The organism is Erwinia sp. HDF1-3R, assembly GCF_039621855.1.
GTDB lineage: Bacteria > Pseudomonadota > Gammaproteobacteria > Enterobacterales > Enterobacteriaceae > Erwinia.
In genome coordinates this window covers 2315637-2331858 of record NZ_CP155071.1, presented here as the reverse complement: position 1 = coordinate 2331858, position 16222 = coordinate 2315637, and the positions used below count along the sequence as shown (strand labels likewise).

The following is a 16222-nucleotide window of genomic DNA, read 5'->3' as shown; positions in this document are numbered from 1 at the left end:
GCTAACCCTGTTCACCGACTGTGAGAACGCATTATGACTTCATCTGCTACGCCCTCCACGCTGCGCGGGGTTGACCCGGATACCGCTACCGTCGTGACCGCACCGGCGACGGCAAAGCTGCCGCGTCGGTTTCGCGATCTGCTGGCCCTGGACGATTTTGAACGCCATGCCCGTCGACGCCTGCCCAATATGATCTATCAGTATGTGGCGGGCGGGGTTGAAACCGGGCGCGGTATTGCCGGTAACCTTGAAGCCTACCAGCGCTATACGTTTATCCCTCGTATGTTCAGAGACGTTTCGGGTCGCAGCCAGCGCACCACCCTGTTTGGCCACAGCTATCATCATCCTTTCGGCGTTGCGCCGTTGGGCGGTGCCTCCTTTGTCGCCTATCAGGCCGATATCGCGCTTGCCCGGGCCGCCCGTGAAATGAACGTGCCGATGATCCTCAGCGCCTCTTCACTGGTTAAGCTGGAGGACGTACATGCCGCTAACCCGGATGCGTGGTTCCAGGCCTATCTGGCGGGCGATCAGCCGCGTATCGACCGGCTGCTGGATCGCGTGGCGGCGGCGGGCTTCAGCACGCTGGTGGTCACCGGCGATACGCCGATGCTGGGTAACCGCGAGCACAATATCCGCAGCGGCTTCAGTATGCCGATTAAGATCACCCCGAAGGTGGCGCTTGAAAGCGCGCTCAGCCCGCGCTGGCTGCTGGGCACCGTCGCGCAGACCTTCCTGCGTCACGGCGCGCCGCATTTTGAAAATACCGACGCCGAGCGCGGCCCGCCGATGATGTCGGGCAAAGTGCGAAACACCCAGGCGCGCGACAAGCTCTGCTGGAAAAACGTCGAGGCCATTCGTAAAAAGTGGCGGGGAAATCTGGTAATCAAAGGGCTGATGTCGCCGCAGGATGCCTTTATTGCTCGCGATCTTGGCGCGGATGCGGTGATCCTCTCCAATCACGGCGGCCGCCAGCTGGATCACACCCTGCCGCCCCTCTATTCGCTGGCCGAGGTGGCTGCGCAAAAGGGCAGCATGAAGGTGATTATCGACAGCGGCATTCGCCGCGGCACCGATGTGATGAAAGCCATGGCGCTGGGCGCCGATCTGGTTCTGCTTGGCAGGCCTTTTCTGTATGGGGCCGTCATCGGGGGGCAGGCAGGCGTGGAGCATGCCATGCATATTCTGCGTGATGAAATCGACCGCGACCTGGCGCTACTCGGCGTGCGCACCCCGTCTGAACTGGATGAGAGCTACCTGTGTAAAACGCGCTGATACAATTATTAGCGCTAAATGTGCATTACGCGCTGATTCGAAATGAGCGCTACCTGCGCATTACGCGCTGAACCCATTATTAAGGAGTACGGTATGTCCGGAAATACAACCCTGCGCGTATTTAGCGCACTGGCGGTTCGCGCGCCCTTTGACGCACTGGAGCAGGCTTTTTTGCAGCAGCATCCCCACTGCGAACTGACGCTGGAGTGGAATCCCACTTCCGTGATTGAGAGAAAAATAGCCGCCGGTGCCCCGGCCGATGCGGCAATCCTCACCGTACCGGTGATCGAGCGGCTGATTGAGGAAGGCGTAATAATTGCCGACAGCCGCGTGGATCTGGTGGATTCGCGCATTGGTCTGGCCATACTACCCGATGCGGTCGCGCCGGATATCAGCAGCCTGTCGGCGCTTAAGCAGACGCTGCTGGCAGCACGCTCGGTGGCCTGGTCGCTCGGGGGGGCCAGCGGCATCTATTTTCAAACGCTGATCGAGCGGCTGGGCATTGAAGCGGAGATGACGTCGCGCGGTACCACCATCCCCGAAGGATTTACCGCCAGCCAGCTGCTGACGGGCAAGGCGGATCTCGCCCTACAGCAAATCAGCGAGCTGCTGATGGTGCCGGGTGTGAAAGTGATCGGCCCCCTGCCCGATGAGGCGCAGAAGGTGACCGCCTTTGCCGGGGGTATTTTCCGCGCGGCAGCCAATCCGCAGGATGCGGCGGCACTGCTTGCCTCGCTGCGCACGCCGCAGGCGCGGGCGACCTTCGAATCCTTTGGGCTGACCTGTCGCGAGTAGACTGTCTGATTTATCTTCCAGCCTCCAGGCAGTAAAAAAGAATGGCACTGCAGGCGCCAGAGGGTGGTGCTTGCCCTTCAGCTGACGGGATTTAGAAAAAATATCCTTGCTGCCCGGTTTTTGCAGTTTGCTCCACCATAATATTACTGGATCCTTTACCCTTTAAACTGGAGAGGCCTTATTATTCTCTCGAACAGGGACTATCCGAAATAATTAAGAGGATAAAGACTGTAATATTCTGAAACCGTAATGAAGTGTTGATGCTGATGCAGACAGACGTTTGAGTATCAATATCTGACAATGTTCTTATTACTATAAGCTGCATTATTTCTTATTACTCTAAGCTGCATTATAAAGTCTGGTATTCCCTGAGCGATTCATATTACCAACCGTATTAGCGTTATTGTTGTAAGTGAGCAGTCAGGTGGATAATTTACACGAGCATCTGCGTCAGTGGTTGAGGAGCACTAAGCCACTAAGTAGCCGCAGCCAGGGGTTTTTAACTTACAAAAACCGCTCAACTTTAATTTCTTACAGCACCAGGGGAGTTATGACGGACCCGGTTAGTGGTATTCTTTGAAGCTTATGCTCAGGCGGGCCTGAGCAGGAGTTCCACGTCGGAATCCTATAATTTTAGAAGATAGTGAGAAATGTGAATATGTCTATTATCTCGGGTCCTGGTTTTGTTACAGGCTTTAAGGCCTTGTACTCGATGGCCAGGATCCAGCCTAAAAATACTTTATCTTTATTGTCGCGTTTATCAACAGTTATTAACAGTAATGTTAATTTGAAGAAGTCACAGGCTTCTTGTAATAAAAATCAAATCCAGTCAGGGGGTCGGATGAGCAATCTGCGTCCAGCTCCCCCGCCACCGACCTCAATCCTAAAGGCGACTAATCTGGCTATCAAGCTTGAGCAGGTGAACGATAAGCAAAAGCTGGCTAAGCTTATGATGGGACAGGCCACGCAGGATCACCAAAAAAAACCTGAAGCGGCGAGGGAAAAGTGGGATCTACCCAGTCCGGGCCTCAGCAGAAAGACAGTACGTGCTCCGCAGCCGCCGGGGATGTCAAGTCCCAGGATTACCGATCTGGCTCCGCAGCCTTCGGGAACCTCAGGTCCGACGGTGAACGATCTGGTTATGCGACTTAAGCAGGTGAACGATAAACCGAAGCTGGCCAGGTTTTTGGAACAGGCCATGCAGGATTTTCAAAAAAGCCCTGAAGCGGCGAGGAAGAAGTGGGGTCTAACCAGTCCGGGCCTCAGCCGAAAGACCGTGCGGGCTCCCCAGCCGCCGGAAATCTCAAGCCCCAGGGCTTCAGATCTGGCTCCGCAGCCACCGCGAACCTCAAGTCCGACAGTGAACGATCTGGCTATTCAGCTTAAGCAGGTGAACGATAAGCAGAATCTGGCCAGGCGTTTGGAACAGGCCATGCAGGATTATCAAAAAAGCCCTGAAGCGGCGAGACAGAAGTGGAATCTATCCAGGTCTGGCTCTGATGGTCAGTTACCACGGTAGGAAATCCAGGGATCTTACCAGGATCCTGTAAGCTAACCGAATCACCCCGCGCTCAGGCTAGCGCGGGGCTGTCCCGGTGCTGCTGCGCACAATCAGCCGTGGGGTGAGCAGCGTCTGCCTCGTCGCGGGCTGGCCATTTAGCGTTGCCAACAGATAATCTGCCGCACAGCGGCCGATTTCATCCAGCTCCACGCGCATCGTGGTCAGCGGATGCTCGAGATGCTCCGCGTATTCATAATCGTTGAAACCGGTAATGGATATATCGTTGGGTACCCGCAGATAACGTTCCCCCGCGCCGCGCAGCGCACCAAATGCCAGCAGATCGTTGCCGCAGATCACCGCCGTGGGCGGCTCCGGGCCGTCCAGCAGGCGAAACATCGCCTGACGCGCATCGTTCATGGTAAAGGCATTATCAATCAGGTTCACTTCCGCCAGGGCTATCCCCGCAGCCGCCAGCGCCTCACGCGTGCCGGTAATACGATCGAACACGCGATCGTTGGAGGGGGGCGTGCCGACAATCACCCCAAACCGCTGATGCCCCAGCGCCAGCAGATGCCGGGTAAGCTCGCCTGCCGCCTGCTCGTTATCGTAGCCGACGCTCGGGTGCTGCCGATCAACGGAAAAAGTCTGCACGCAGGGAATATCAAGCTGGTTGATACGCTCCCGCAGCCGGGGATGGTGTGAATTACCCACCAGCATCAGTGCATCAATGCCGTATTCCACCAGCTTGTTAACCTCCTGGAGTTCGGTTTGCGGATCGAAGTCGGAGTTCGCCAGCAGCAGGGTATACCCGGACTGATGGATCTGCTGCTGAAAGGCGGCCAGCGGCCTGGAGAAGGTTTCGGTGGCAAGCGTCGGCACTACCGCCCCAATCGTCATGCTTCTGCGTGATGCCAGCGTCCGCGCCGCGCGATTAATCACATAGCCCAGTTCCTCACACGCCCGCTCTACCGCTTCACGCCGCGACTGGCGCACCGAAGCACTGCCGTTCAGCACGCGTGACACGGTCGCCGTCGACACGCCAGCGCGTTTAGCAACATCTTCCAGGGAGACTCTGCCAGGCAGAGCGGGCTTATCGGACATGATGGAACTCCATGCTGAAATGAGTGACGTCGCCCACAAATTTTGCAGACAACGAAAACTTAGATTTGAAAGCGCTTACTTTTCGCTTGACTGATTTTTGTAATCGCTTACTTTTAACATCACGTTATCAATTTACCTTCAAATTTTACCGAATGATAACAGGGATTGCGGCAGTCAGGGGCATCCTCCTTCTGATAACCCTCCTGTAAAAGCATCAGGATAATAAAGGAATTCACCATGCGTAGATACCCTCGGATCCGCTGGCTAATGATCGCGTTTTGTTTCTTCGCCATCGCCATTAACTATATCGATCGCATTAATCTGGCGATTGCGGCACCCCATATTAAACGGGATCTCGGCCTGGATGACACCAGCATGGGGCTTATCCTCGGGGCCTTCTTCTGGACCTATGCGCTGATGCAGATCCCAGCCGGTCGAATGATTGACCGGCTGGGTGCGCGTATGGGGCTGGCCATTGCCGTGGGCTGGTGGTCGCTGTTTACCGTCTTCACCGCTTTCGGACGCGGTTTTACCTCGATTTTTGCCTTCCGCCTGATGCTGGGACTGGGTGAGTCGGGGGGCTATCCCGGCTGTGCCAAAGTGGTTTACTCCTGGTTTGCAAAAAAAGAGCGCGCGACCGCCAGCGGTATTTTCGATGCCGGCCCGCGCGCCGGGAGCGCCATCGCCCTGCCCCTGGTGGCATGGCTGATCGGCACCTGGGGATGGGAAACCTCTTTTGTGGTTACCGGCGGCCTGGGGCTGGTATGGGTGGCTATCTGGATGCTGTTCTATCGCGAACCTGAGGAGATTAAGGGGCTGGACCCGGTTCAGCGCGAAAATTTACTGGCCGATCGCAGCGTGCAGGTGGTGGATAAAAGCGAGAAGGTCAATATTCCCGGCCTGTTCCGCTACCGGACGGTCTGGGGAATGATGATCGGCTTCTTCTGCATGAACTTTGCCACCTACTTTTTTGTGACGTGGTTCCCAACCTATCTGACCATGGCGCACGGCTTCTCTCTCAAGGAGCTGGGTACGCTGGGCGCTATCCCCGCGCTGATGGGTATCCCCGGCAGCCTGCTCGGCGGCCTGTGCTCCGACTGGATGTATCGCAAGGGATTTTCGCTGACCACCGCGCGTAAAACCTGTCTGATTGCCGGGATGCTGCTCTCATCGGTGATCGCCTTTGCCGCCTTTACCAACAGCATGCCGGTGATCCTGACGCTGTTTTCTCTGACCTATGCGGGCCTGGCCTTTACCGCCGCCAATATCTGGACCCTGCCTGCCGACGTCGCCCCCGGCCCGGGCTACGTGGGGACGCTGAGCGGTATTCAGAACTTTGCGGGCAACCTGGCGGGGATCGTCACGGCCTCCTTTACCGGTCTGATGCTCAGCCTGAGCCACGGATCCTTTGTGGTGCCGCTGCTGGTGGCGGGCGGCATCTGCCTGCTCGGCGCATTTAACTTCATGTTTATTATGGGGAAAGTGGAACCACTGGTGCTGAAAAAAAACGGTGGCGCGGCCCAGGTCGCGGCGGCTAATCGCTAACCGATGGCCTCAGGCCGCCCTGTTGCCCGACACTGCTACCCCACTGATGCGAATGAAAGAGTGTAATGATGAAAAATGAAAATCAGCTTCGTGAAGAGATCTGCCAGGTGGGTTTCAGCCTCTGGTCACGTGGCTATACCGTCGGCACCGCAGGCAATATCAGTGCCCGACTGGACGATGGCTGGCTTATCACCCCGACCGATGCCTGCCTGGGCCGACTGACGCCGGCGCAGATTGCGAAAGTCTCTCTTAGCGGCGACTGGCTATCGGGCGATAAACCCTCAAAAACCCTGCTGCTGCATCGCCAGGTTTACGATCGTAACCCGGAGGTTCAGGGCGTGGTCCATACCCACTCCACCCATCTGGTGGGGCTGACGCTGGCGGGCGTCTGGCACGCCGCAAGCATTCTGCCGCCGATCACGCCTTATCAGGTGATGAAAGTAGGACGCATCCCGCTGATCCCCTACCGCCGCCCTGGCGCGCCTGAGGTAGCGGAGCAGGTGGCAAAACTTGCCTGCGAGGTCAGAGGGGTGATGCTCGAACGCCTGGGGCCGGTTATCTGGGGCCGATCCGTGTCCGCCGCCTGCTATGCGCTGGAGGAGCTGGAGGAGACCGCCCGCTTATGGATGCAGGCCACGAATAAGCCAGAGCCGCTGAACGAAGCCCAGGTCAGCGAACTCTGTGAAGCCTTCTCCACAAGCTGGTAACGCCAGATAACAACAGGAAAAAAATATGCGAAATAAACGTGTTTATGCCGCTGCGCTGCTGTCAGTGCTGGCAACCCTCAGCGGCGCACAGGCCCGCACCCTGGTTTATGTCTCTAACGCCGACAGCGGCACGGTTACCGGTTATCAGCTGGATAAAGAGAAGCCCGGCCTGATCCCCACCGGCACCTTCCCGACTGGCGAGAAAGCCATGTCGTCGGTGGTCTCTGCCGATAAGAAAACCCTCTATGTTTCGGTACGCAGCCAGCCCTGGCGGGTGGCGGCCTGGCATATTCAGCCCGACGGCACGCTGGTGAAAGCCAGTGAGACGCCGCTGCCGGAAAGCATGGCCTATCTGTCACTGGATAAACAGGGGCGCTATCTGCTTAGCGCATCCTACGGCGGCGATCTGTTCAGCATCAACCGCATCGACGCTCAGGGCCGGGTGGAGACGCCGCCGGTGCAGGTTGTTCATACCGGCAAACGTGCGCATGCGATTCAGGTTGACCCGACCAACCACTTCCTTTACGTCACGCTGCTGGGCGCTGACCAGCTGCTGCAGTATCACTTTGATGCGACCAGTGGCAGGGTAACCCCGGCTAACCCACCCTTTGTAAATATTCAGCATGAAGCGGCGACCGGCCCGCGCCATTTCGTTATCGCACCGGGGCTGGACAGGCAGGGCAAGCGCAATATGTATATTCTCACCGAGATGGCGGGCAATATTACCCGCCTGACCCTCAATTCTGACGGTACCGCCACCCCCCAGGAGGAGGTGAATTCCGTCTCGCCCAAAGAGGATATGCAGCGTGGTGAAGCCCGGCCGCTGACCGGCGACGATAAGCTGCCGCCTTCGGCTAAACCGCGGATTTGGCAGGCCGATATCCATCTCAGCCCGGACGGACGTTTTCTCTACTCCACCGAGCGCACCCGGAGTCAGCTCTCATCGTTCTCTGTCGATCCTGCTAACGGTCATCTGACCTGGCTCTCCAGCATCAAAACCGAAGAGCAGCCGCGGGGCTTCGCCATTGATAACAGCGGCCGCTTCCTGATCGAATCCGGGCAAAAATCCACCCAACTCTCTTTGTATACCCGTGACAACGTCACCGGCGCCCTGACCCTGGTGGGCCGTTACCCCACGGGTAAAGGTGCCAACTGGGTCACGCTGGTAGAAGAGTAACCTTAGCCACCGCCCGGTGGGCCGTGTCCACCGGGCTGAGTCCCCCACTCATGGAGCCATTATGCCCCTTAAAACACGTCCCCTGATTGCTGCCCTGCTTACCGCAGGCCTGTTTACGCTGACCTCCCTGACCGCGGCCAGCGCGGTGGAAAAAGGCGTCGCCACTGACCTTGAGCCGCTGCATCACGTTATCCTGGAGAATCAGTATGTCACGGTGATGCGGGTGATTATCCGTCCCGGCCAGTCAACCCAGTATCATGAGCAGCACCTTGATTACGTCAATACCCACGTTAACGGCAGCCGGGTGAGCATCAGCTGGCCTGACAAACCCGCCAAAGAGAGCGAGATGAAGAGCGGCAACGTCAAGTTTGGCGCGCATCAGGGCAAGTCAACGGTCGATCGGGTCACCAATATCGATACCACGATCAATCACCAGGTGGCATTTGAAATCAAACAGCATGGCCCACTGGGCTTTGGTGACGCAACCCGACCGGACAGCCCGCTCTTCCAGCAGGTGCTCAGTCAGAAAACCGTGAAGGGCTGGAAGGTCACGCTGCAGCCCGGTGAAGGAACCGGCGCTTACGCCCAGCATGGTCCCGGCGTACGGGTATTCTTCACCGAAGGCCGCCTGCTGGTGGCTGTTCCCGGCCAGCCGAACCGTAATAAAGAGATCTGGATCCACCGTGGCGATGCGATGCTCACCGATCCCGGCAAGGTGGAGTTAACCAACGGTGGCGAAACGCCGCTGATCTTTAACGATTACGAACTGCTGTAGAGGCTGCCCGGTGAGATATCTCTGTCTGCCGCTGGCGATAAGCCTGCTGCTGCTCAGCGGCGCAGGTTATGCTGCTGGCAGCACCAAAATTAACCGGCTGCCGGGCAGCGCAGTCCATGGCGCGGGCGGCAACGAAAATAGCGATCTGCTGGCCAGGGGGAAGTATCTGGCTACTGCCGCCGACTGCGGCGCCTGCCACACCTCACCCCGCCAGGGCGCGCCGATGGCCGGAGGTTATGCCATTCAGTCCCCGATGGGCAGCATTTACGCCAGCAACATCACGCCGTCAAAGACAGCGGGCATTGGCCTGTGGAGCGAAGCGGAATTTGTTCGGGCAGTACGCAAGGGCATCAATCGCCAGGGTGAGCATCTCTACCCGGCGATGCCCTACACCGCCTACGCCCGCATCACCGATGACGATATGCATGCGCTCTATTTTTACTTTATGCAGGGCGTGACGCCATCCAATACGCCCACGCCCCGGACGCGGCTCCCCTTCCCGTTCAGCTTCCGCAGCGCTATGGCACTGTGGAACGCCCTTTTCGCCCGTGAGCCACAGGCCAGTTCGACTCCCGCTACGCGCGGAGAGTACCTGGTCAATGCGCTGGCGCACTGCGATACCTGCCATACCCCGCGCAATATGCTGATGGGCCAGCAGAACGATCGGGCGCTGGCAGGCGGCAGCCTGGGCAGCTGGTATGCGCCCAATATCACGCCCGATCCCCAGTCGGGGATCGGTAGCTGGACGGCGGCAGAGCTAACCCGCTACCTGAAAACCGGACGCGTACCGGGCAAGGCGCAGGCGGCCGGTCCGATGGCCGAGGTGGTGGAGCACAGCCTGCAATACCTCTCCGATGCGGATATTGCGGCGATGGTGGCCTGGCTGCGTCAGCTACCGGCCGTGGATAACGGCGAGGTAACGGCCAGAGAGAGTCTGGGCGGACCCTCCGCCAGTGAGGCGCGGCTGCGCGGGCAGCAGGAGGCCGACTCCGGCTGGCAGGTATTCAGCGCCAGCTGCGCCAGCTGCCACCAGCCCGACGGCAGCGGTAACGCTCGCTACCCTTCCCTGTTCCATAACAGCGCTACCGGCGCCAGCCGCCCGGATAATCTGATCGCCACCATCCTGTTTGGCGTCCAGCGCAATGTTCAGGGTGAGTCGGTCGCCATGCCCGCGTTCGGGCCGGATGCCGATTTCGCGATGCGGCTGAGTGACCAGCAGATTGCCGACGTCAGCCGCTACGTAATGAAGAATTTTGGTAACCCGCAGGTAAACGTCACGGCTGAACAGGTCGCCGGGCTGCGCCGGGGCGGGGCCACGCCGCTGCTGGTCCGGCTCACCCAGCCTGGCGTACTGGCGGGGGCCGCCCTCGCCGTTGTCCTGCTCGCGGCGGCCCTGATCATCCGCAGAAGGAGGCGAGATGTCTGAACCCACCTCATCACCCTTGACCCTGTCCCGGCGCAGGCTGTTACAGGGCATGGCGGTACTGTCGCTTAGCGCGCTCACCGCCTCGCTCTTTCCGCAGCAGGCCGCCGCACGCACCCAGGAAACCCAGGCCTTTCAACAGATCGCGGCCTTCCTGGTCAGTCGTCCGGTCAGCCCGGTGCTCAGCGCCCGCTACTTTGCCGCGCTGAACCGTCGCGTAGCGGACTTCTCTACACGCTTTAGCACGCTGGCCCGGTATCTGGAAACGCAGCGCTTTACCCACGTTGACGATCTTGCCCGCACGCTTGCCGTGCAGGATCCCCGGCGTCAGACCGCGTCACTGATTGTCGCCGCCTGGTACACCGGCGTGGTGGGTGAAGGCGCAGACCGCGAGCTGATTGCCTATGCTGACGCCATGATGTACCTGCCGACCCGCGGCGTGCTGGTCATACCCACCTACGGCGGCGGCCCTGATTCCTGGGGCAGCAAGCCTGACGATCCGCAGATAACCAAAGGAGAGGAGTAATGGACAAACCCGTCGATGCCGAGGTGATTATCATTGGCTCCGGCGTGATGGGCGGCCTTATCGCGACCCGACTGGCAAAGGCCGGAAAGTCGGTGATTATCGTCGAGGCTGGCCCACGCGTTAAGCGCCAGGAGATCGTCGAACGTTTTCGCAATTCGCCGTTTAAAATGTCGCTGACCAATATGAAGCTCCAGGGCGTAGGTTCCCCCTACCCCGATCTGCCACACGTTCCCTCCACCTATGGCGACTACATCCAGCACGTCGGCCCGGTAAAGTACGCCACCCGCTACCTTCGCGTGGTCGGCGGTACCACATGGCACTTTGGCTCCGCGCTGTGGCGCATGGTGCCAAACGACTTCAGGCTGCACAGCCTTTATGGGCGCGGTCGCGACTGGCCCTTTGGCTACGAAGAACTGGAGCCCTGGTACGGCGAGGCCGAAGCCGAGCTGGGGGTGTCCGGCGTCAACGGGCAGGATGAGAGCGGCCACGGCGGCGGGGCATGGCCACCGCGCTCCCGGCCTTTCCCGATGCCGGGCCTGCCGCCCAGCTACCTGTTTACCCGCCTCTCCGCCATGCTGGGTAAAGGCGGTTATCATCCGGTGCTGGAGCCGAATGGCCGCGCCACGCGTCCGTGGAAAAAACGCCCGGCCTGCGCGGGCAACAATAACTGTAATCCGGTCTGCCCCATTGCTGCCAAGTATGACGGTTCCATGCATATCGACGAAGCGCTGGAACAGGGTGCCAGGCTGCTGGATAACTCGGTGGTGGTCAGCATTGAGGCCGACGATCGGGGTAAAATCACCGGCATCCGCTACAAAAAACCGGACGGTTCGGAGCATCAGCTGACCGCCCACCATTTCGTGCTGGCCGCCTACGGCATCGAATCGCCCAAGCTACTGCTGAACTCCACCTCGCCCCGCTACCCAGGCGGTATCGCGAATGGCTCGGACCAGGTGGGCCGCAATCTGATGGGCCATACCGGCATCAGCATGAACCTGATGATGAAAGAGGATGTGTGGCCGGGCCAGGGGCCGACCGAGCTGCTGGTCTATCTTAATAACCGCGACGGTGACTTTCGCCGGGACTTCCCAAGCTACAAGATTAAGGTGCGCAATACGGTACCGACTGCCGATTATGCCGCGTCGCTGATCCAGCAGGGGGTGCTCGGGTCCGCGCTGGATAAGGCGCTGCATCGCCTGTCGGCACGGTCGCTGAACTTCGCTATTGATTTTGAAACGCTCCCGCTGGCGGAAAACCGGGTGCTTCCCAGCAGGACAAAAACGGACGCGCTCGGCATTCCACTGCCGGAGATCTACTACAGCGTAACCGACTACTGGCATGCCGGAAAAACCCAGGGACTGAAGGACTTCGAACGCTTTGCGCAGTTGCTTAACGCCGACGTACTGAAAATTGATACGCAGTATCAGGACCGCCAGCACATTATGGGCACGACGATAATGGGTGACGACCCGGCGAACTCGGTGGTTAACCGCCACTGCCAGAGCCACGATCACCCCAACCTGTTTATTGCCGGGACCAGCGTCATGCCGTCCGCCTCCTGTATGAACCCCACCCTGACCGGCGCAGCACTGAGTCTGCGGCTGGCCGATTATCTGCTGAATACGGTCCGGGTATAAAACCCCTTAACCACCGGGAGGTGCCCCCGGCAGAGTGATAACTCTCCATCGCCACGCTATCACCCTCCGGGCGATAAAAAAGGGGCTGCTTTATTCAGGCAGCCCCTTTCTCCGTTTAACATACCGTTAAGCTATTTCAGGCGGAACGCCACCACGGCATCGCCCTCTTTGGTGCCCATCGAGCCGTGGCCACCCGCCGCAATAATCACGTACTGTCGGTTATCCGCGCCCATATAGGTCGCGGGCGTCGCCTGGCCGCCGGCGGGCAGTTCGGTCTGCCACAGCAGCTTGCCGCTATTGATATCGTAGGCGCGGAAGAAGTTATCTGCCGTTGCCCCGTGGAAAACCAGATCGCCTGCGGTGGTCAGCGGCCCGCCGTGCGCCACCATCCCCATCGGGAAGCCGATGGGAAAGCGTCCCGGCAGGAAGGTCGTTTTCAGGTTTTTGGTGGTGCCAACGCGACGCAGCCACGCCGTTTTACCGGTGGTCAGATCCACGCCCACCATCCGGCCCCAGGGTGGTGCAATACAGGGAATGCCCAGGCTGGAAGCGAACTGCTGAATATGGATGGCGTAGTCGCCGTCAAAGTTTTCATTCCAGTACGGCGTGCCGTCTTTGGTAAACAAACGCTTCTCCGCATTTTCCGGCGAACGTTTGATCAGATTGTACTTGTAGGCCAGGCGAACCGGTGCGGCGACAAGGATCTGCCGCTGAGGATCAACGGAGACCGACCCCCAGTTAAATACGCCGATATTGCCCGGAAAAACAATTGACCCGGCGACGGTCGACGGCGTCCAGGGGTTGCCGTCATAGCGCATCGACTTAAATTCGATGCGGCAGGCCATTTGATCAAAGGGCGTCAGGCCCCACATGGATTTTTCGCTCAGGGGAGCCGGAATAAAGTTCAGGGCAGACACCGGCTGCGTAGGCGAGAAGTCCTCGCCCGCGACGCCTCCCTTTGTCGACACCGCGACCTGATTTATGGGGTAGACGGCCTGACCGGTCAGCCGGTTGAGCACAAACAGGTTGCCGGTTTTAGTCGGCAGGATCACCACCGGCTGCCGTTTACCCTGGTAATCAATATCCAGCAGCGAAGGCTGTGAAGGATTATCGCGATCCCACAGGTCGTGCTTCGAGGACTGGAAGCGCCACTTAAACGCCCCGGTTTTCAGATCCAGCGCCACCAGCGTGTCGCGAAACTTCTCGGTATTGCTGTTGGCATCGCGATGGGTGCCCAGCTCATCCGGTGAAGCGTTGCCAAAGGGCACATACACCAGGCCGTTTTTGGTGTCGGCGCTGAGCGTTGCCCAGGCCACCGGGGTATCCTGCGGATAGCTCTGTCCGGCTGGCAGAGGCTGGGTCATATCAGGCCGGGCCGGATCGAAGTTCCACACCAGACGACCGGTGATGGCATCATAGGCACGGATCACACCAGAAGGGTTTCCGGCGTTATAACCGTTATCCATGACCGAACCACCGAGGATAACCAGATTTCCGGCCACCAGCGGCGCTGCGGTTTGCATCAGAGCATGATCGCGAAGCGGCCCCATATTTTCCCGCAGATCGACCGTGCCGCGGTCGCCAAAATCGGCGCACAGCTTGCCGGTATCCGCGTCCAGCGCCAGCAGTTTATTGTCATTGGTTGCGTTAAAAATGCGCTTGCGGCATACCGCCTGGCTGCGGGCCGGGGTGGTAACGGCAGCGGCCTGAGCGGTGGACACCGCTGGCGTCGCGGCAGCATCGTAATAGCTTACGCCACGGCAGGTCTGGTGCTGCTGCATATAAGAACGCTCGCGCGTTGGGGTAGTCTTCCATTTCAGCGCCCCGGTTTCCGGGTTGAGCGCATGGACTTCATTATGCGGCGTACAGAAATAGACGGTGTTATTCACCTTAAGTGGCGTAGCTTCAAAGGTGTATTCGCTGGCGTCCTGTGTGCTGCGCAGATCCCCGGTATGGTAGGTCCAGGCCGTTTCCAGATTACTGGCATTGTCAGTGGTTATCTGTTTCAGGTTAGAGAAGCGCAGCCCGTCAGCGGTGCCGCCGTAGGCCGCCCAGTCATTCTGCGCGCCTTCGCCACTCTCCGGATTGCGGGCGGTAGTGATATTGCCCTCCTCAGGCAGCGGATCGTAAAACATCATGCCGACAACCAGGGCGATCATCACCAGTACGGTGGTGCCGAGGTAGGGATGAAATGCGCGACCCGTTACCCGGTCTTGCGTACGCGTCAGCGGTCGCACCACCCAGGGCAGCGCCAGCCAGACGCCGATCAGGCCGATAATGTCACCGCGTGGGATCCACTGCCACTTATCGAAGCCCACCTCAAAGATAATCCAGGCCGCCACCAGCCACATCAGCGTGGCGTAGATTGAAAGCGCGATCCTTTTATTTTTAAACAGCAAAACGGCGGTGACCAGCAGCCCGAGGGCCATAATGACGTAAAAGGGCGAACCGCCCAGCAGTAGGAGCCTGCCGCCCATATACAGCATAGCGATACCAATTATCGCTAGCACACTACCCGTGAGTTTAGTGACCATGTTTTTCTCTCAGTGTTGACGCAAAGATAAAAAATATTCTTACTTGAGGTTACATTTTTGTAACGCTAATTTAACGAAATCAGAGGAGAAAGACACGCTTTTTACTGCTGTTTTCAGCGCGATATCGCAAAATTTCCAGGATTGGAAAAGTTTCAAAGAGGGGATTTTTCAGTAAGGGAACAGGAGATTGTCTGGCTAAACGGTGACATCACTGTTATTTAAATATTCTGTCAAGCTTAAAACATTTTCATTGAACGTGTTTCATCTATCACATTGAATACCCATAAGAGTTTAAGCGTTTTATTAAATAATGCGCCCGTTTTTTTTGGTATGATCGGCCTCTTAATATTGAAAAAAGAGTCTACAAATGAATAAAATTAACAGAATAACAACCCCTGCTAATATCTTGACCGTAGCATCTAAAGCTAATCAGAAAAAAGATAATTTCCCGAACCAGATTTCCACAGTGACACAGTCTTCTATTTCAATGAACCGACACGGTAACACGTTTCAGGGATTTGATTCCAGAACGAACTTTACCAGGCCGGGATCGATAAAAAATGTCAACGCGTCTTCTGTGGAAAAAGACCGTTCTGAAAAGAAGCTGCATAACCCTCTGAACCGACACGGTAACACGTTTCAGGGATTTGATTCCAGAGCGAACTTTACCCGGCCGGGATCGATAAAAAATGTCAACGCGTCTTCTGTGGAAAAAGACCGTTCTGAAAATAAGCTCTATAACCCTCTGAACCAACACGGTAATACGTTTCAGGGATTAGATTCCAGAGCGAACTTTACCCGGCCGGGATCAATAAAAAATATCAACGCGCCTTCTGTTGAACAAGGCCGTTCTGAAAAGAAGCTGTATAACCCTCTGAACCACCACGGTAATACGTTTCAGGGACTTAATGCTCTGAAAAAGGCCCAGGAATCCGATAACGCTAACTTTATTCTTATCAAAGATGAAAATGGCTTTGAGGGGAATGAAATTGACGCCCATCTATTTGAGGATTACCCCTTATTCGATAAGGCTGACGAAGTCTCATATCCGAAAGCGGCGGAAGAATTAGAAGAGACAAAGACGGCCCCCCCCCTCAAAAGGATTTAATCCTGTTTTTTATACTTTCACCTATATCGATAAATGATATTTTCAGTGGTGACATCTGAGTAGTTAACCACGATAAATTGATGGAGCACCCTTAATTTCACAGACAGTTCCCTCCCTCACG

At 57.6% G+C, this 16222-nt stretch carries 13 protein-coding genes; 11 read left to right on the top strand and 2 right to left on the bottom strand.

What is annotated here, in order from left to right; all coding sequences use genetic code 11:
• Positions 1–33: 33 nt before the first annotated feature.
• The 3 genes from AAGR22_RS10700 (at position 34) to AAGR22_RS10690 (ending at position 3586) form a co-directional block, all read left to right on the top strand.
• Entirely contained in the window at positions 34–1272 is a 1239-nt protein-coding gene (locus AAGR22_RS10700) for an alpha-hydroxy acid oxidase (protein WP_345831483.1), read from the top strand.
• A gap of 93 nt (positions 1273–1365) precedes the next feature.
• Positions 1366–2067 (top strand): substrate-binding domain-containing protein, encoded by a 702-nt coding sequence (locus AAGR22_RS10695; protein ID WP_345831482.1) that lies wholly within the window; start codon positions 1366–1368, stop codon positions 2065–2067.
• Between the two features lie 658 nt (positions 2068–2725).
• Positions 2726–3586, top strand: coding sequence for a hypothetical protein (locus tag AAGR22_RS10690; RefSeq protein WP_345831481.1), 861 nt, complete (start codon positions 2726–2728; stop codon positions 3584–3586).
• 57 nt (positions 3587–3643) lie between these two features.
• Here AAGR22_RS10690 and AAGR22_RS10685 read toward each other — a convergent pair whose 3' ends face one another.
• Entirely contained in the window at positions 3644–4669 is a 1026-nt protein-coding gene (locus AAGR22_RS10685) for a LacI family DNA-binding transcriptional regulator (protein ID WP_345831480.1), read from the bottom strand.
• Positions 4670–4906: 237 nt separating this feature from the next.
• Between AAGR22_RS10685 and AAGR22_RS10680 the strand changes: the two genes are divergently transcribed.
• From AAGR22_RS10680 to AAGR22_RS10650, 7 genes are all read left to right on the top strand, one after another.
• The gene (locus AAGR22_RS10680) at positions 4907–6214 is read left to right on the top strand and encodes an MFS transporter (RefSeq protein WP_067702063.1); all 1308 of its coding nucleotides are present in this window, start codon (positions 4907–4909) and stop codon (positions 6212–6214) included.
• A gap of 65 nt (positions 6215–6279) precedes the next feature.
• Positions 6280–6921, top strand: a complete 642-nt coding sequence (locus AAGR22_RS10675) for an aldolase (RefSeq protein WP_345831479.1) — start codon at positions 6280–6282, stop codon at positions 6919–6921.
• A 25-nt stretch (positions 6922–6946) separates the two neighbouring features.
• Positions 6947–8098, top strand: a complete 1152-nt coding sequence (locus AAGR22_RS10670) for a beta-propeller fold lactonase family protein (RefSeq protein WP_345831478.1) — start codon at positions 6947–6949, stop codon at positions 8096–8098.
• A 61-nt stretch (positions 8099–8159) separates the two neighbouring features.
• A complete protein-coding gene (locus AAGR22_RS10665; RefSeq protein WP_345831477.1) occupies positions 8160–8873 on the top strand; it encodes a hypothetical protein in 714 nt (237 codons plus the stop codon).
• Positions 8874–8883: 10 nt separating this feature from the next.
• Positions 8884–10299: a cytochrome c gene (locus AAGR22_RS10660; protein ID WP_345831476.1), complete on the top strand. Its 1416-nt coding sequence runs from the start codon at positions 8884–8886 to the stop codon at positions 10297–10299.
• Positions 10292–10822, top strand: a complete 531-nt coding sequence (locus tag AAGR22_RS10655; protein WP_345831475.1) for a sugar dehydrogenase complex small subunit — start codon at positions 10292–10294, stop codon at positions 10820–10822. The genes AAGR22_RS10660 and AAGR22_RS10655 overlap by 8 nt, the downstream gene beginning before the upstream one ends.
• Positions 10822–12459, top strand: coding sequence for a GMC family oxidoreductase (locus tag AAGR22_RS10650; protein ID WP_345831474.1), 1638 nt, complete (start codon positions 10822–10824; stop codon positions 12457–12459). The genes AAGR22_RS10655 and AAGR22_RS10650 overlap by 1 nt, the downstream gene beginning before the upstream one ends.
• A 131-nt stretch (positions 12460–12590) precedes the next feature.
• On the opposite strand, the gene AAGR22_RS10645 is transcribed toward AAGR22_RS10650, so the two are convergent.
• Positions 12591–14993 (bottom strand): membrane-bound PQQ-dependent dehydrogenase, glucose/quinate/shikimate family, encoded by a 2403-nt coding sequence (locus AAGR22_RS10645; protein ID WP_345831473.1) that lies wholly within the window; start codon positions 14991–14993, stop codon positions 12591–12593.
• Positions 14994–15360: 367 nt separating this feature from the next.
• On the opposite strand from AAGR22_RS10645, the gene AAGR22_RS10640 reads away from it, so the two are divergent.
• Entirely contained in the window at positions 15361–16101 is a 741-nt protein-coding gene (locus tag AAGR22_RS10640) for a hypothetical protein (protein WP_345831472.1), read from the top strand.
• The last annotated feature ends 121 nt before the right edge of the window (positions 16102–16222 follow it).

Excerpts from the sequence above, each read along its gene's own strand:
- AAGR22_RS10650 (WP_345831474.1), top strand. The coding sequence starts at position 10,822 with ATGGACAAACCCGTCGATGCCGAGGTGATTATCATTGGCTCCGGCGTG.
- AAGR22_RS10670 (WP_345831478.1), top strand. The coding sequence starts at position 6,947 with ATGCGAAATAAACGTGTTTATGCCGCTGCGCTGCTGTCAGTGCTGGCA.
- AAGR22_RS10645 (WP_345831473.1), bottom strand. The coding sequence starts at position 14,993 with ATGGTCACTAAACTCACGGGTAGTGTGCTAGCGATAATTGGTATCGCT.
- AAGR22_RS10640 (WP_345831472.1), top strand. The coding sequence starts at position 15,361 with ATGAATAAAATTAACAGAATAACAACCCCTGCTAATATCTTGACCGTA.
- AAGR22_RS10690 (WP_345831481.1), top strand. The coding sequence starts at position 2,726 with ATGTCTATTATCTCGGGTCCTGGTTTTGTTACAGGCTTTAAGGCCTTG.
- AAGR22_RS10675 (WP_345831479.1), top strand. The coding sequence starts at position 6,280 with ATGATGAAAAATGAAAATCAGCTTCGTGAAGAGATCTGCCAGGTGGGT.
- AAGR22_RS10655 (WP_345831475.1), top strand. The coding sequence starts at position 10,292 with ATGTCTGAACCCACCTCATCACCCTTGACCCTGTCCCGGCGCAGGCTG.
- AAGR22_RS10695 (WP_345831482.1), top strand. The coding sequence starts at position 1,366 with ATGTCCGGAAATACAACCCTGCGCGTATTTAGCGCACTGGCGGTTCGC.
- AAGR22_RS10700 (WP_345831483.1), top strand. The coding sequence starts at position 34 with ATGACTTCATCTGCTACGCCCTCCACGCTGCGCGGGGTTGACCCGGAT.
- AAGR22_RS10685 (WP_345831480.1), bottom strand. The coding sequence starts at position 4,669 with ATGTCCGATAAGCCCGCTCTGCCTGGCAGAGTCTCCCTGGAAGATGTT.
- AAGR22_RS10665 (WP_345831477.1), top strand. The coding sequence starts at position 8,160 with ATGCCCCTTAAAACACGTCCCCTGATTGCTGCCCTGCTTACCGCAGGC.
- AAGR22_RS10680 (WP_067702063.1), top strand. The coding sequence starts at position 4,907 with ATGCGTAGATACCCTCGGATCCGCTGGCTAATGATCGCGTTTTGTTTC.